Origin of the sequence: Burkholderia anthina (genome assembly GCF_902498995.1) — a bacterium.
Classification (GTDB): Bacteria; Pseudomonadota; Gammaproteobacteria; order Burkholderiales; family Burkholderiaceae; genus Burkholderia; species Burkholderia anthina.
In genome coordinates this window covers 254032-267451 of the sequence record NZ_CABVLY010000002.1, presented here as the reverse complement: position 1 = coordinate 267451, position 13420 = coordinate 254032, and the positions used below count along the sequence as shown (strand labels likewise).

13 protein-coding genes are annotated in these 13420 nt (G+C 66.9%); 4 read left to right on the top strand and 9 right to left on the bottom strand.

Annotation, left to right across the window (positions count from 1 at the left end):
* The 4 genes from BME24068_RS04065 to BME24068_RS04050 form a co-directional block, all read right to left on the bottom strand.
* On the bottom strand, positions 1 to 465 hold the full coding sequence (locus BME24068_RS04065; protein WP_098554401.1) for a hypothetical protein: 465 nt from the start codon (positions 463 to 465) through the stop codon (positions 1 to 3).
* A gap of 60 nt (positions 466 to 525) precedes the next feature.
* A complete protein-coding gene (locus tag BME24068_RS04060) occupies positions 526 to 1743 on the bottom strand; it encodes a patatin-like phospholipase family protein (protein ID WP_162826148.1) in 1218 nt (405 codons plus the stop codon).
* 136 nt (positions 1744 to 1879) lie between these two features.
* Entirely contained in the window at positions 1880 to 2665 is a 786-nt protein-coding gene (locus BME24068_RS04055) for a 3-hydroxybutyrate dehydrogenase (protein WP_115531340.1), read from the bottom strand.
* Positions 2666 to 2717: 52 nt separating this feature from the next.
* The gene (locus BME24068_RS04050) at positions 2718 to 3458 is read right to left on the bottom strand and encodes an acetoacetate decarboxylase (protein WP_096501016.1); all 741 of its coding nucleotides are present in this window, start codon (positions 3456 to 3458) and stop codon (positions 2718 to 2720) included.
* A gap of 468 nt (positions 3459 to 3926) precedes the next feature.
* On the opposite strand from BME24068_RS04050, the gene BME24068_RS04045 reads away from it, so the two are divergent.
* Positions 3927 to 4508, top strand: coding sequence for an undecaprenyl-diphosphatase (locus BME24068_RS04045; protein ID WP_174925228.1), 582 nt, complete (start codon positions 3927 to 3929; stop codon positions 4506 to 4508).
* A gap of 35 nt (positions 4509 to 4543) precedes the next feature.
* Here BME24068_RS04045 and BME24068_RS04040 read toward each other — a convergent pair whose 3' ends face one another.
* The 3 genes from BME24068_RS04040 to BME24068_RS04030 all read right to left on the bottom strand — a co-directional run bounded on the left by BME24068_RS04040 (position 4544) and on the right by BME24068_RS04030 (position 6454).
* Complete coding sequence (locus tag BME24068_RS04040; RefSeq protein WP_096501010.1) at positions 4544 to 4768, bottom strand: hypothetical protein; 225 nt, start codon at positions 4766 to 4768, stop codon at positions 4544 to 4546.
* A 116-nt stretch (positions 4769 to 4884) separates the two neighbouring features.
* Positions 4885 to 5706, bottom strand: a complete 822-nt coding sequence (locus BME24068_RS04035) for a siderophore-interacting protein (protein ID WP_174925227.1) — start codon at positions 5704 to 5706, stop codon at positions 4885 to 4887.
* Positions 5707 to 5743: 37 nt separating this feature from the next.
* Positions 5744 to 6454 carry a PadR family transcriptional regulator gene (locus tag BME24068_RS04030; protein WP_174925226.1) on the bottom strand — a complete coding sequence of 237 codons (711 nt, stop codon included), beginning with the start codon at positions 6452 to 6454 and terminating at the stop codon, positions 5744 to 5746.
* A gap of 245 nt (positions 6455 to 6699) precedes the next feature.
* Here BME24068_RS04030 and BME24068_RS04025 point away from each other — a divergent pair, with 245 nt between their 5' ends.
* Both BME24068_RS04025 and BME24068_RS04020 read left to right on the top strand, forming a co-directional pair.
* On the top strand, positions 6700 to 8154 hold the full coding sequence (locus BME24068_RS04025; RefSeq protein WP_174925225.1) for an aldehyde dehydrogenase family protein: 1455 nt from the start codon (positions 6700 to 6702) through the stop codon (positions 8152 to 8154).
* 90 nt (positions 8155 to 8244) lie between these two features.
* Positions 8245 to 9858, top strand: a complete 1614-nt coding sequence (locus BME24068_RS04020; RefSeq protein WP_174925224.1) for a GMC family oxidoreductase — start codon at positions 8245 to 8247, stop codon at positions 9856 to 9858.
* A 67-nt stretch (positions 9859 to 9925) separates the two neighbouring features.
* Here the strand turns inward: BME24068_RS04020 and BME24068_RS04015 are convergent, their stop codons facing one another.
* Entirely contained in the window at positions 9926 to 10813 is an 888-nt protein-coding gene (locus tag BME24068_RS04015) for a SphA family protein (protein ID WP_174925223.1), read from the bottom strand.
* Positions 10814 to 11228: 415 nt separating this feature from the next.
* Between BME24068_RS04015 and BME24068_RS04010 the strand changes: the two genes are divergently transcribed.
* Entirely contained in the window at positions 11229 to 12203 is a 975-nt protein-coding gene (locus BME24068_RS04010; RefSeq protein WP_239007631.1) for a helix-turn-helix domain-containing protein, read from the top strand.
* 48 nt (positions 12204 to 12251) lie between these two features.
* On the opposite strand, the gene BME24068_RS04005 is transcribed toward BME24068_RS04010, so the two are convergent.
* Positions 12252 to 13202, bottom strand: coding sequence for a helix-turn-helix domain-containing protein (locus tag BME24068_RS04005; protein ID WP_174925221.1), 951 nt, complete (start codon positions 13200 to 13202; stop codon positions 12252 to 12254).
* Positions 13203 to 13420 lie beyond the last annotated feature (218 nt).

The following is a 13420-nucleotide window of genomic DNA, read 5'->3' as shown; positions in this document are numbered from 1 at the left end:
TTACAGCCGGTTGTCCTTCGCGAGCATCAGCACGCGCGCCCAGCGCTGCGCGTCGCGCTTGTCCATCATCGGCAGTTTCCATTCGCCGCGTACGCCATCGCGCACGCGCACGACGAGATGCCAGCGGCCGTCGATCGGCGCGGCCTCGCAGCCGTCGAGTTGCGACAGCGTATAGCGGCCGTCCGCGCCGTCATGCGACAGCCACAGCAGCCCCTGCGTCGCGGACACGCGCAACTCGCCCCATGCGCGATGCACGATGTGGGTCCAGCCTTGTTCTTTCGTGTTCGGTGCGATGTCGCGGCGGCGTTTGATCCACCACGCGATCAGCGCGATCAGGATCGCGGCGGCGAGCACGGCGGCCGCGATCGCGACCGGCTGGCCGAACTGCGCTGCGATGACGTGAAACAGGTGAACGGCGCCCCATCCCAGGGCGATGAGCGCGAATAGCGCAATGAAAATCGGCATGTCGAATCGGTAGGAAAGACGGCCCGGCGCATCCATCGCGCCGGGCCGTCGCACGCGGCATTACCGGCGGCGGTGAATGTCGTGCGTAACGAAGCCCGCGTCGTTGACGGGCAGCGCGAGGCCGTCCTTGACCGCGAGCGTCTTGCGGATGTCGTCGAGGCCTGCGGACCAGTGGTCGCGCATCGTCGACAGACCGAACTGATAGTCCTTGTAGTGGTGCTCGTACGCCTTCTGCTGATAGATCAGGTGCTGGATGTTGTACTTCTTCCCGCTCGACATCGCGTCAGCCTCGATGCACCACGGGTCGTTCTTGCGCTGCTCTTCCGGCACCTGGTCGAGCACGTGACGCAGCACGTTGCGGTAGCGCTGTTCGCGCTGCAGCGTGTCGGTGACGAAACGCGTGCGGCTCGAATACTGCACGTCCTTCGTGCGTTCCGCGACGTCGGCCATGGTACGCGGCAGCGGCCCGCGCGCGCTCCACAGATCGACCTGGAACGCGAGCGTGTCGCGGCGCGGACGCGCGCGCAGCACTTCCATCAGCGGCGTGTTCGACACGACGCCGCCGTCCCAGTAGTACTCGCCGTCGATCTCGACCGGCGGGAACGCGGGCGGCAGCGCGCCGGACGCCATGAAGTGCTCGGGCGCGAGGCGAACGCGCGAGTTGTCGAAGTACACGAAGTTGCCGGTGCCGACGTTGACCGCGCCGACCGACACGCGGGTCTCGCCCGAGTTGATCCGGTCGAAATCGCACAGCTTGAGCAGCGTCGCGCGCAGCGCCGACGTGTCGTACCAGCTGATCTTTTCCGGATGATCGGCCACGCCCGGCAGCGGCGGCGGGAAGCGCGGCACGAAGAAGCCTTGCTGGCCCTGCATCATCGCGCTCGCGGCTTGCGACGCCGTGAAGAACGTGCGGACCTGGTCGATGCTGTTGAACAGTGCGAATTCGAACGCGGCCGGAATCGCGGGAAAGAACGCCGGCTGGCAGATCGTTTCCCAGAATTCGCGCAGCCGTTCGACGCGATGTTCGGGGGCATTGCCCGCGATCAGCGCGGTGTTGAGCGCGCCGATCGAGATGCCGGCGATCCAGTCGAGGGGAATGCCCGCCTCGTGCAGACCTTCGAACACGCCGGCCTGATACGCGCCGAGCGCGCCGCCGCCTTGCAGGACGAGCGCGATCGTTTCGTACGGCAGCGACCGCGCAGCGGCCGGCGCGCCGGCTTCGTGATGCAGGTCCGCCGCATCGACGGCCTGCTTTTCTGTACGCGCGTGCGGTTTCATCAATGACTCCGAGAAATCCCGCCATGGATGGCGGAGAGGAACGGAGTGACGCCGATCGGCGGCACGCCGCGTTCCATCGTGACAATGAGCGGTGATGCGGGAGTCGCCTCCCCGTCGGGGAGGGGAGGCGGGGGCGTTACTGCATGAACCAGCCGTGGCTGACGACGAACGACTGGCCGGTGAGCGCGGCGCTCGGGAACGCCGACAGGAACAGCACCGTCTGCGCGACGTCCTGCACCGTCGTGAACACACCGTCGACCGTGTTGCCCAGCATCACCTTCTTGATCACGTCCTCTTCGCTGATCCCGAGCTCCTTCGCCTGCTCCGGAATCTGCTTGTCGACCAGCGGCGTGCGCACGAAGCCCGGACACACCACGTGCGAGCGCACGTTGTGCTTCGCGCCTTCCTTCGCCAGCACGCGTGCCAGACCGAGCAGGCCGTGCTTGGCCGTCACGTACGCCGACTTCAGCGGCGACGCTTCGTGCGAGTGCACCGAGCCCATGTAGATCACGACGCCGCCGCGATCGTCCTTGTACATGTGCTTGAGCGCGGCCTTGGTCGTCAGGAACGCGCCGTCGACGTGGATCGCCTGCATCTTCTTCCAGTCGGCGAACGAGTAGTTCTCGATCGGGTTGACAATCTGGATGCCTGCGTTCGACACGAGGATGTCGACCGAGCCGAACGCTTCGGCCACCTTGTCGATGCCGCTGTTGACCGCGTCCTCGTTGGTCACGTCCATCGCGACGCCGATTGCCTTGCCGCCTGCCTTGTTGATCTCGTCGGCAACCGCGTTTGCGCCGTCCTGGTTCAGGTCGGCGATCGCGACGGCCGCGCCCGCTTTCGCGAGTTCGAGTGCGATTTCCTTGCCGATGCCGCTCGCGGCGCCCGTGACGACTGCGGTCTTGCCATTCAGGTTGCTCATTTCGAATTTCCCGTGGTGAAAGGATTGACAGGGAGAAAGGACTGCGGACGTGTTACTGAGCCAGGTAATCGTAGACGACTTCGCCCAGGCCGAGTGTCAAATCTGCTACGAGGTGGCGTGCCTCGACGATCTCGAGAACCGGCAGATCGGCCACCGGCGCGAGCGCGTGCGGCGCCAGTTCGAGCGATGCGGGGCCCGTCCACGCGCCCTTCATCTTGATGTCCTGCATGTAGTAGCGCACCAGTTCGCACACGCGTGCGGTGCCGTCGACGTGCGGGATGATCTTCAGCAGGAAGTTCGGGCCGGCGAGACGCTTCAGCTGCTCGTCGATGTCGAGTTCCTTGTGCTTGTAGCCCATCGTGCCGGTCGCGACGCGCACCTTGCCGTAGTCGAGCGTGCCCAGGATGTGATCGGTGTTCACGTGCAGCGTGGGCGATGCGAGCTTCTTCGGGAAACCCCACAGCTCGCGGCCGCCGGCGATCGGCGGGTGATCGTCGAGATACATCGCGAGCGTGTAGCCGCCGGCCTGGCCGTTGTATTCGACGGGAATCACCTGGCCGCTTTCGGTGTAGTCGCCGAAGCCGGTCGAATCGGCCATGCGAATGAATTCGTAATGAACGAGCGGCTCGGTGATCTGCAGCGGCTCGGGGACAATTTCACGGAGACGATCCGGATCGGTGCGATACGTGATGATCAGAAACTCACGATCGACGAAACGGTACGGGCCCATCGGGAACGCGGGGCTGGTCAACGGCATCGCAAACGCTTTCGATCGGACATCGCTGGGTTTCATGCGGACTCCTTGTTGTTGATCGCTTCGTGGATGAGTGGTCGTAATCGTATGCCTGTGCGTTGCCGTTGTGCGATGCCGCATCTGGAATTAATTGTTGCCGATTTCGACGTATCAGCGATGTAAATGTTGAGGCGAGCGACACAAACGGCGTGGATTGCGCCCGGCGGCCCGATCTTCGCACGCGTCAATGACGCCACGATGTGAAAAGGGTGAGCCTTTACGGGATAAGTGGTGAGGGTTTCCGGGAGAAGGTCGCGCGGGAATGTGACAATTGTGTGAACTTGTGTTGCGGTGCGGGCTCTAAGTGCGTTCGCCGCGACGAACCGGCCCCGGCCCCGGTTCAGGCGATCCGGACACCGGTGCAGGTCGCCCGGCGCATTAAGCACCCCTTAAGCGAGTGAGCACTAGCATCGTTCGCATCCGACCGGCGCGACCGGTCCCCCCCTTACGTTTCACGCAACCGGATTCATGCAGAACCTCAATCTCACCCTGTTTTCCGCCATCAATGCCGGCGCCGCGCCGAACCCCGGCGTGGCCCGCCTCGCGATCTTCGCCGCCGACTGGCTCGTCTATGCGCTGCCCGTCATGCTGTTGCTGACCTGGATCTTCGGCGAGCGGCCGACGCGGCGTCAGGCGATCGAAGCCGGCGTCGGTACGTGCCTGGCGCTCTTGCTCGCGCAGGTGATCGGGCATTTCTGGTTCTCCCCGCGGCCGTTCATGGCCGGCGTCGGCACGCAACTGATTCCGCATTCGCCGGACAGCTCGTTTCCGAGCGACCACATGACGTTCGCATGGAGCCTCGCGGTCGGCATGCTGCTCGCCGGTACGACGCGGCTGACCGGGTTCGTGATGGTCGCGATGGCCGTGGCGATCGCATGGGGCCGCGTGTATGCCGGCGTGCACTGGCCGTTCGACATGGCCGGCGGCGTGCTGGTCGGCACGGCCGGCGCGCTGGCCGCGCACCTGTACGGGCAACGTGTGGTCGAGCCGCTCGAACGGATCGGCGACGCGGTGCACGCAGTCATGATGGGGCGCGAGCGCGCGCCGTAAGCGGGGCAAGCAGGAGAAGTACGGGCCGGACGCCGTCAGCCGGGCGTCTTGGCCGATTCGGCCGAAGCGGACGTGCCGCCGCCCGCTTCGTGCAGTTCGGGCGTCTCGCCCGGGTGTTGCGCGGCGTCGCGTTCGAGCGAGCTTTCCTTCAGGATCGCGCACATCGCGACGAACAGCGCGAGAACGACTGCGGCCAGGCCGCAATATCCGGCGATCTTCAGGTTGCGAAGGAACGGCGACGCGTGGCTTTCTTTTGTCATGACCGGGCGCTCCTGTACGGGCTGCGGCGGCTGTCGTCCGACAGCGGCGTCGCAGACATACATATATACCAGCCGCGCCGCCGATGCCAACCCCGCCGGCGCGCGCCCTTTCGCGGTCAGTCTTCCAGCGTCTCGTGCACGGCCGCCGCGCCGCGCTTCCAGTATGCCGCCGCGCGGATGCGCGACTTGTGGACCCCGCGCTCGCCGGTCAGGTGCAGGCGCACCGCGCGCATCGACTGCGCTTCGCCGGCCGCCCACACGTAACCGTCGCCGGACGGCGGCAGCGGCAGTTCGCGCACGGCGTTCAGCAGCACGTCGTCGTCCTCCGTCTCGGCTTCGGCGCGAAAGCGCCAGATTTCATGCACGTCGGCACGCGTATCGAACGCGATCTGCGCGCTGCGATCCGCGACCTCCAGCACCACCGCTGCGCGCGAGCCGGCCGGCAATTGCTCGAGACGCCGCGCGATCGCGGGCAGCGCCGTATCGTCGCCGATCAGCAGATGCCAGTCGAAATCGATCGGGACCACGAACGACCCGCGCGGGCCGCCGATGCCGAGCCACTGGCCGACGCGTGCCTGCGCGGCCCACTGCGATGCGGGGCCCGGATGGTTCAGCACGAATTCCAGATCCAGTTCGCAGGCGGCGCGGTCGAAGCGGCGCGGCGTGAAGTCGCGCGCGACGGGCTTCGGTTCACCCTCCGGAAATTCCGGGCCGTTCGCGCCGAGTGTCGGCAGTGCCGGCCGATCGGCGCCGGGCGCCGGGAAAAACACCTTCACGTGATCGTCGAACGACGACGATTCGAAATCCGCGAGGTCGGGGCCGCCGAGCGTGACGCGCAGCAAGTGCGGCGTCACGGCGTGCACGCGCACGACCTGCAGCAGGCGGAACTTGAGGGTATGGCGCACGCGGGTGACGGCGCGCTCGGATGTGTTTTGCATCAATCCGTTCTCCTATGGTTTGACGGGGCGGCGCGGGTTACGCGCCGGTGCCGCCTTCGATTTCGGCCGTCGCGCGGCGCATGATGGCCGCGATGCGACGCTGTTCGTCGGCATCGGCGGCGCTCTTGTGCAGCAGCGCGCGCTTCAGGGCGAGCCGAGCCTCGACGAACTCCGGCAGCCAGCCGGGCTGTGCTTCGTCCGGTGCTTCGTTGCCCGCCGCTTCGCCGGCAAAGGCGCGGCGCATGAACTCCATCTTGCGCGCGAGATGCGTGAGGCGCGCGAACAGGGTGTCGACGCGTTCGCGCTGCGCATCGAGATGCGCGCGGCCGGCGTCGGTGAGGGCGTAACGCTTGCGGTTGCCTTCCGCCTGCGACGCGACGAAGCCGACTTCCTCGAGATACGTGAGTGCCGGGTACACCATGCCGGGGCTCGGGCTGTAGAAGCCGTTCGAGCGCGTGTCGAGCGCCTTGATGAGCTCGTAGCCGTGGCTCGGCTGCTCGGCGACGAGCGCGAGCAGCAGCAGTTGAAGATCGTCGGAGCTGAACTGGCGGCCGCGCGGCATGCCGTCGTCGCCGAAATCGCCAAAGCCGCCGCGTCCGCCACGGCCGCCGAACGGGCCGCCACCGAACGGATCGTGGCCGCGCCGATGGCGGCCGATCGCGTGCCAGAGACCGGCGAACCATTCAGGGCCGGCATGCGCACCATGACCGTCGCATCGGGCATGGCCGCGGGAGGGGTTGTGTCGCATGATCGTATCCTATATGTCGTAAAACATATCTAAAGATATATATCGAAAGATAGGGTGTCAAGGGGGATTATTTGGGGTTCGATGGTGGGTTGCTTCGGCGGCCCACGCCGCCCGCCCATGCACGTGAATCCTGCATCCGGTGCACGGACGTACCAGCAGCGCCAAAAGCCTCGTCCTACAGTGGGCCAGATAAGCCGATCCAGCCGTCATGCGCGGGATCGGCCCTCAATCTGGAGACGAACGACATGGCAGCCGAATACACCCTCAAACACCGGATCGCGGGCGAGCAGCGCGAAGCCGCCCGCGGCGAATGGTTCGAGAAACGCGAACCGTGCACGGGTCAGTTGCTCGCGCGCGTGGCGGCCGGCACCGACGCCGACGTCGACCTGGCCGTGCGCGCGGCCCGTGCGCAATTCGACGGCGGCGCCTGGAGCCGGTTGCCGGGCGCCGCGCGCGCGCAATTGCTGCACGCGCTGGCCGACCTGCTCGAGCGCGACGCCGAGCGCTTCGTCGAGCTGCTGGCGCGCGAACAGGGCCGCCCGGCCATGGAGGTGCGCATGATGGATCTACCGATGTCGATCGACACGCTGCGCTACTTCGCCGGCTGGGCCGACAAGCTCGAAGGCCGGCAGATTCCGACCGGCGGCTTCATGGGGCGTCCGACCGTCAACTACACCGTGCGCGAGGCCGTCGGTGTCGCCGGCCTGATCGTGCCCTGGAATGCGCCGCTGATGATCGCGTGCTGGAAGCTCGCGCCGGCGCTCGCGGCGGGCTGCACGGTCGTGATGAAGCCGTCGGAAGACGCGCCGCTCGCCGTGGGCGCACTGGCGGACCTGGCCGCGGAGGCCGGGTTTCCGCCGGGCGTCGTGAATCTCGTGCACGGCATCGGCGCGTCGGTCGGGGCCGCACTGGTCAATCACCCCGGCGTCGACAAGATCAGTTTCACGGGCAGCACCGAGGTCGGCCGGACGATCGCGCGCGAAGCCGGCGCGACGTTCAAGCGGCTGACGCTCGAACTCGGCGGCAAGGCGCCGCAGATCATCTTCGACGACGCGAATCTCGAGCAGGCGGTCGCCGGCGTCGCGATGGGGCTGTTCGTCAACCAGGGGCAAACCTGCGCGGCGGGCACGCGCGTGCTCGTGCAGCGCCGTCGCTACGACGAAGTCGTCGGCGCGCTCGCGCACGCGGCGCGCTCCGTGAAGGTCGGTACGCCGTTCGATCCGCAGACGCAAATGGGCGCGCTGATCAGTGCGCGTCACGCCGATCGCGTGAAGACGCATATCGCGACGGCCCTGCGCGACGGCGCAACGATGGTCGCGGGCGACGAGCCGGTGCCGTCGCAGGGCTTCTTCGTGCGGCCGACGGTCTTCGCGAATGTCGATCCGGCGATGCGCATCGCACGCGACGAAGTGTTCGGCCCGGTCGGCACGATCATGCCGTTCGATACGGAAGACGAGGCGGTCGCGCTGGCGAACGACACCGTCTATGCGCTGTCCGCATCGATGTGGACGCGCGACCTCGCCACCGCGCACCGCACCGCCGCGCGGCTGCGGGTCGGCGCGGTCGCGGTGAACGCATGGAGCCCGCTCGACGCGCGGCTGCCGTGGGGCGGCTTCAAGGACAGCGGCGTCGGGCGCGACCTGTCGCAGAGCGGGCTCGATGCGTACCTGGAAGAGAAGGTCGTCACGATCGCGATGTAGCGGCCCGCGCGCCGCGCGCGGACCCTCCGACCACACAACCACAAGACCACGGGCGTTGCATCGCATGCCCGCTTACCCCTATCGACTGACATGACTACACAAGACCTGACCTTCGATTACGTCGTCATCGGCGCGGGTTCCGCCGGTTGCGTCGTTGCCGCGCGGCTGATTCAGCAGAACGCCGGCTCGGTCCTGCTGCTGGAAGCCGGCACCCGCGACGACAATCCGTTTCACCGGATTCCGGGCGGCGTGATGATGGTGTTCCAGAAGAAATCGTGGCCGTACATGACCGAACCGCAGCCGAACGCGAACGATCGCCGGATGATCATCGCGCAGGGCAAGGTGCTGGGCGGCGGCAGTTCCGTCAACGGAATGATCTATATCCGCGGCCAGCGCGACGACTACGACGACTGGGCGACGCAGTGGGGATGCACGGACTGGCGCTACGACGACGTGCTGCCGTACTTCATGAAGGCGGAAGCGAACGAAAGCCTGGGGCCGGCGTATCACGGCCAGACGGGGCCGCTACCCGTCAGCGAGAACCGCTATCGCCATCCGCTGACGGCCGCATTCATTCGCGCCGGACAGGAAATGGGGCTGCCCTACGTCAACGATTTCAACGGCGAAGTGCAGCAGGGGATCGGCTATTACCAGACGACGACGCGCAACGGCGAGCGCGCGAGTACGGCGCGAACGTATCTGGCGTCGGTGCGCAACGATGCGAAGCTGAAGGTGGTGACGGGCGCGCTCGTGCACCGGATCAAGACGGATGCGGGGCGCGCGGTCGCGGTCGAATTCAGCGAAGGCGGCAATGCGCCGGTGTCGGTGCAGGTGCGCAACGAGGTCGTCGTGAGCGCGGGGGCGATCGGGAGTCCGAAGGTGCTGATGCTGTCGGGCATCGGGCCGGCGGAGCAGCTCGCCGCGTTCGGTATCGATACGGTGGCGGCATTGCCGGTCGGCAAGAACTTCCACGATCATCTGCACATGTCGGTGCAGGCGTCGATTCGTACGCCGACGAGCCTCTATGGCGAGAACGAAGGGCTCAGGGCGATGCGCCATTTCCTGCAGTGGAAGTGCTTCAGGAGCGGGTTGCTGACCAGCAACATCCTCGAAGGCGGCGCGTTCATCGACACGCTGGGCACCGGGCGCCCCGACGTCCAGTTCCATTTCCTGCCGCTGCTCGACAACTTCGACAATACGCCGGGGGAGAAGCCGCCGGCGGGCGAACACGGCATGTCGGTCAAGGTCGGCCATCTGCAGCCGAAGTCGCGCGGGCAGGTGCAATTGCGCAGCACGGATCCGGCGGATCTTCCCCGGATCGACGCGAACTTCCTGAGCGATCCGGCCGATCTCGAAGGGCAGATCCGCGCCGTCCAGGCGGGGCTCCGGATCCTGTCGGCGCAGGCGCTGCGCGCGCACGTGAAGGACATCGTCGCGCCTGCGCGGGTCGATCCGGACGATCTGCCGGCGATCGAGAAATTCGTCCGTCAGGACATCAAGACCGTCTATCACCCGGCCGGCACGTGCCGGATGGGCACGGACCCGCGGACGTCGGTGGTGGACCAGAAGTCGCTGCGCGTGCACGGTTTCTCGAACCTGCGCGTGATCGATTGCTCGATCTGCCCGCAGGTGCCGAGCGGCAATACCAATGCGCCGGCGATCATGATCGGCGAACGCGGCGCCGATCTGCTGCTCGGCCGGTGAACGGTGCGGCGCAGGGACGACCTGCGCCGCCGCCGCGTCGGCCGCAGCCGGCGCGGACGCTCTCGGGTCACAGCGGAAACACGGCCTTGAGCCAGAATGCCGCCCCTTCGGGGCGGTTCCGCACATCGGTTTCCATCTGGTATTTGGCGGTCACGAACCAGCCCTTCCCGCTGTCGTACTTGATCGACGGCCCGATCGCGAACGACTGGCCGCGATTGCCGGCGATGGTCTGCCCGCCCTGCGCATCGTCCGTCATCTGCCGGTAGTAATAGCCGCCCGCACCGACCGTCAGTCCGTTGCCGAACCCCCAGCCCGCCGAGTAGTCGACGATGAACTCCTGGCCGGACCGGTAGTCCGTCGCGTGATTGCGCTGGTTGAACGTCCACATGAGCTTGGCGTCGAACGCCGGGCCGGTGCGGCCGCCGTACGAGATGCCGGCGATCGGCTGGATCGCCCAGTAATTCCGGCCGATGTTGGCGAGGTCGTTCTTGTCGTACTGGCCGGTCGGCGCGAAGACATCGACGGCGAGCAGCGTGTGGAGCGTCGGCGTGACGTGCCAGCCGAGCGCCGGCCCGAACGTCATGTCGCCGACGCCGGTCTGGCGTTGCGATTGGCCGCCCGCGTGCACGTCGAGCGTGACGAGCGGCAGCAGCGCGTGCATGGCGAGCGACGCTCCCGCGAACGTGTACGGGGTCACCCACACGATGCGCGGCGTCACCGCATACGCCGTGATGCCGAAATCCGGCGGCGCGACGTTGCGGCCTTCGTTGTCGCGCAGTTCGCCGGCGTGGTAGCGCTCGGCATAGATCAGCGCATAGAGCCCCGGCGGGGGCAGCGCGCAGCACAGGTAGCCTTCCGCACCGGTCGGGTACACGGAGCCGCCGCCTTCGGTGGCATGGGCGCCGTGCACGGCGGCGAGCGCGGACAGAATCAGGGAAATACGTAGCCGTTTCATCGTTTGTCTCCTCCGGCGGCGCACGAGCGGCCGCCATTCGTCTCCGGGCGGTGTTCGCGACAGCGCAAGCCGGGTGCAAGGTGTCCGAACGGAAGCAGGTTTCCACCCGTCGGCAGGTTGCCGCGTCGCGCCATCGGCCGCATGTGTTTGCGTGCAGAGCCGTCAGGAGTGCCGTGCAACTAGGTGAAATCTTCAGGGTGTCCGGTGGCGATCCGGCCGCGGATGGGAGTTGTGCGAATTTTTTTTCCGGCCGGCGCGTCGTACGCTACGTCTCGATCCCCTCGATGGATGACGACCGTGCGTCGCCATGCGACCGGAAAGTCGGGCGAGTCGATCATCGTGCCTGGCGTATTCACGCGCAGGCGGCGACGCAATGAACGGACTTGCAAGCCGGACCTTTCTGGAGGCCACTGTCATGATCGATTCGGGATCTCATCCGCCCGCGCCGGGCGCGGACATTGCAGGCTGGTCGGAGCGCATCCGGCATCGGTTCTTTCCGCTGGAGCTCAATGCCGGGTCGTCCGGCGAATTCGACGCGAGCGTCGACGTGTTCGATCACGCGCGCTGCCGCGTGGCGCGCATTGCGGCCGCGGCCCATAGCGCGTCGATCGGGCGCGCCGCGTGCGGGGCGCTCAAGCACCGCTACGTCAAGGTGATCTGGCAACTGGGCGGGGTCGCGCGACTCGAACAGGGCGCGTGCGAAGCGGTCGTGCCGCAAGGGCATTTCACGCTGTACGAGGCGAGCCGGCCGTACTGGATCCAGAGCGAAACGCATGGCGAGTTCGTGACGATGCTGTGCGAAGTCGCGGATCACGATCCGCTGCTGGAGCTGGCCCGCCGCGCGCTCGGCCGCGCGATGCCGACGGCGGGCGGCGCGGCGGTCGCGCTTGCGGCGCTGCAGGCGATGATTGCCGAGGGCCGGCGGATGAATCCGCGCAGCCGCTTCGGCGTGCTGGAACGGGTGGCGACGCTGATCGCCGAGGAAATCGATTTTGCGGACGGGACGGCGCCCGCTTCGCGGCGCAAGGTTCGCGACACGTTGCTGCGCGACGCGCAGCAGTACATTCATCGGCATCTGGACGACAGCGCGCTGTCGCCCGACTGCCTGGCGGCAGCCTTGAAGGTCTGCCGACGCACGCTCTACCAGGCGTTCGAATCGATCGGCGAGAGTCCGCAGGCGATGATCCAGCGGCTGCGGCTCGAAAAGTGCTACGAGGTGCTGTCGCAGACCGGAGCGGACGGCGCGAGCATTACGCGCCTCGCGTTGCAGTCGGGCTTTTCCGATCCCGCGTATTTTGCCCGGCTGTTTCGCCGGCGCTTCGGTATCACGCCGTCGCAGTGCCGGGATGCGGCGATGCAGGAGGCGGGCGGCGCGGCGTCGATGCGCTGATCGTCGACCGGTGCGTCGAGTTTCGGCGGTACCGCGCGATGACGCGCGTCACTCCCCCGGCATCGCGCGGTATGCGACACGATATGCCCCTGGACTACACCCGAACCGCGCCTTGAACGCCCGCCCGAAATGCGTGATGTCCGAAAACCCGCACGCGATCGCGAGTTCCAGCAGCGTGCGGTGGGTATCCGCCGGATCTTCCAGCGCGCGCCGGCTTGCCTGCAACCGGTATTCCTGAATCAAGCTCTGTGGCGTCCGCTCGGTCGCGGCCAGCGCGCTGTACAGCGTGCGCCGCGACACGTTCAGCGCGCTCGCCAGCTTGTCCGGCGACAAATCGGGATCGCTGTAGTGGTGCGACAGATAGAGTTCCGCATTCATCCGCAGCGTCGCGCTGCGCGTATCGGCGCCCATACGCGAATCGCTCGCCTCGCGGCGGATGACCGAATCGAGCAGCATCAGCGTCGACTGCTCGAAGCCGAACAGACTTTCCGGATCGTTCGGCACCTGCCCGTCCATCAGGTAATGGATCGATTGAAGCGCCAGTTGCGCATTGCCGACGGTCCGGCGCACCTGCACGCCCGCCCGCTCCACGAACCAGCGCCACATCGTGCCGCTTCTCGGCGGCGTCAGCGCGGCGACGAAGCGCGACGCGTTCGCCGATTCGATCATGTACGGCTGCGTCGCATCGTAGATCACCCACTCGCCGGGATTGACGGTCGACGTCGCGTTGCGTTGCGTGACGCGGCTTTGTCCGGCGATCTGGAACAGGATCTTGTAGCAGTCGCGGTCGGCGCGCGACGCGAGCGAGCGGTCGCGATCGACGCGAATCGCCGTTGTATCGACGTCCGCCATGCGCAGGCCGCCAACCGTGGCAACGCGCACCGACATCCGGAACTGCGGGCCGGTGTCGTGAAAGATCAGCGGCAGGAAGCTGTCCGCGATCAGGTCGCGCAGATTCGTGCTGCTGTTGCTGGCGTCGACGACGAGTTCGTGTGCCATTGCCGGAAGAGGAAGTGGGCCGGGGAACGCGTCAAGGGTAATGCAAACGGCCGCGACGCGGGTTCAGACGCCGCCATTGTCGGGAGCCCGGCCCCACGGCGTCAATCGTGGTTTCTCCACGTTTTGCCGCGACCTCATTGCACCCCATCGCACCGCATCGATCTGCACGCTCAAGCCAAAAGTGTGCACGCAACGCCGATCGGCGCGGGCGACGCGTC

Excerpts from the sequence above, each read along its gene's own strand:
- BME24068_RS04065 (WP_098554401.1), bottom strand. The coding sequence starts at position 465 with ATGCCGATTTTCATTGCGCTATTCGCGCTCATCGCCCTGGGATGGGGC.
- BME24068_RS04060 (WP_162826148.1), bottom strand. The coding sequence starts at position 1,743 with ATGAAACCGCACGCGCGTACAGAAAAGCAGGCCGTCGATGCGGCGGAC.
- BME24068_RS04055 (WP_115531340.1), bottom strand. The coding sequence starts at position 2,665 with ATGAGCAACCTGAATGGCAAGACCGCAGTCGTCACGGGCGCCGCGAGC.
- BME24068_RS04050 (WP_096501016.1), bottom strand. The coding sequence starts at position 3,458 with ATGAAACCCAGCGATGTCCGATCGAAAGCGTTTGCGATGCCGTTGACC.
- BME24068_RS04045 (WP_174925228.1), top strand. The coding sequence starts at position 3,927 with ATGCAGAACCTCAATCTCACCCTGTTTTCCGCCATCAATGCCGGCGCC.
- BME24068_RS04040 (WP_096501010.1), bottom strand. The coding sequence starts at position 4,768 with ATGACAAAAGAAAGCCACGCGTCGCCGTTCCTTCGCAACCTGAAGATC.
- BME24068_RS04035 (WP_174925227.1), bottom strand. The coding sequence starts at position 5,706 with ATGCAAAACACATCCGAGCGCGCCGTCACCCGCGTGCGCCATACCCTC.
- BME24068_RS04030 (WP_174925226.1), bottom strand. The coding sequence starts at position 6,454 with ATGCGACACAACCCCTCCCGCGGCCATGCCCGATGCGACGGTCATGGT.
- BME24068_RS04025 (WP_174925225.1), top strand. The coding sequence starts at position 6,700 with ATGGCAGCCGAATACACCCTCAAACACCGGATCGCGGGCGAGCAGCGC.
- BME24068_RS04020 (WP_174925224.1), top strand. The coding sequence starts at position 8,245 with ATGACTACACAAGACCTGACCTTCGATTACGTCGTCATCGGCGCGGGT.
- BME24068_RS04015 (WP_174925223.1), bottom strand. The coding sequence starts at position 10,813 with ATGAAACGGCTACGTATTTCCCTGATTCTGTCCGCGCTCGCCGCCGTG.
- BME24068_RS04010 (WP_239007631.1), top strand. The coding sequence starts at position 11,229 with ATGATCGATTCGGGATCTCATCCGCCCGCGCCGGGCGCGGACATTGCA.
- BME24068_RS04005 (WP_174925221.1), bottom strand. The coding sequence starts at position 13,202 with ATGGCACACGAACTCGTCGTCGACGCCAGCAACAGCAGCACGAATCTG.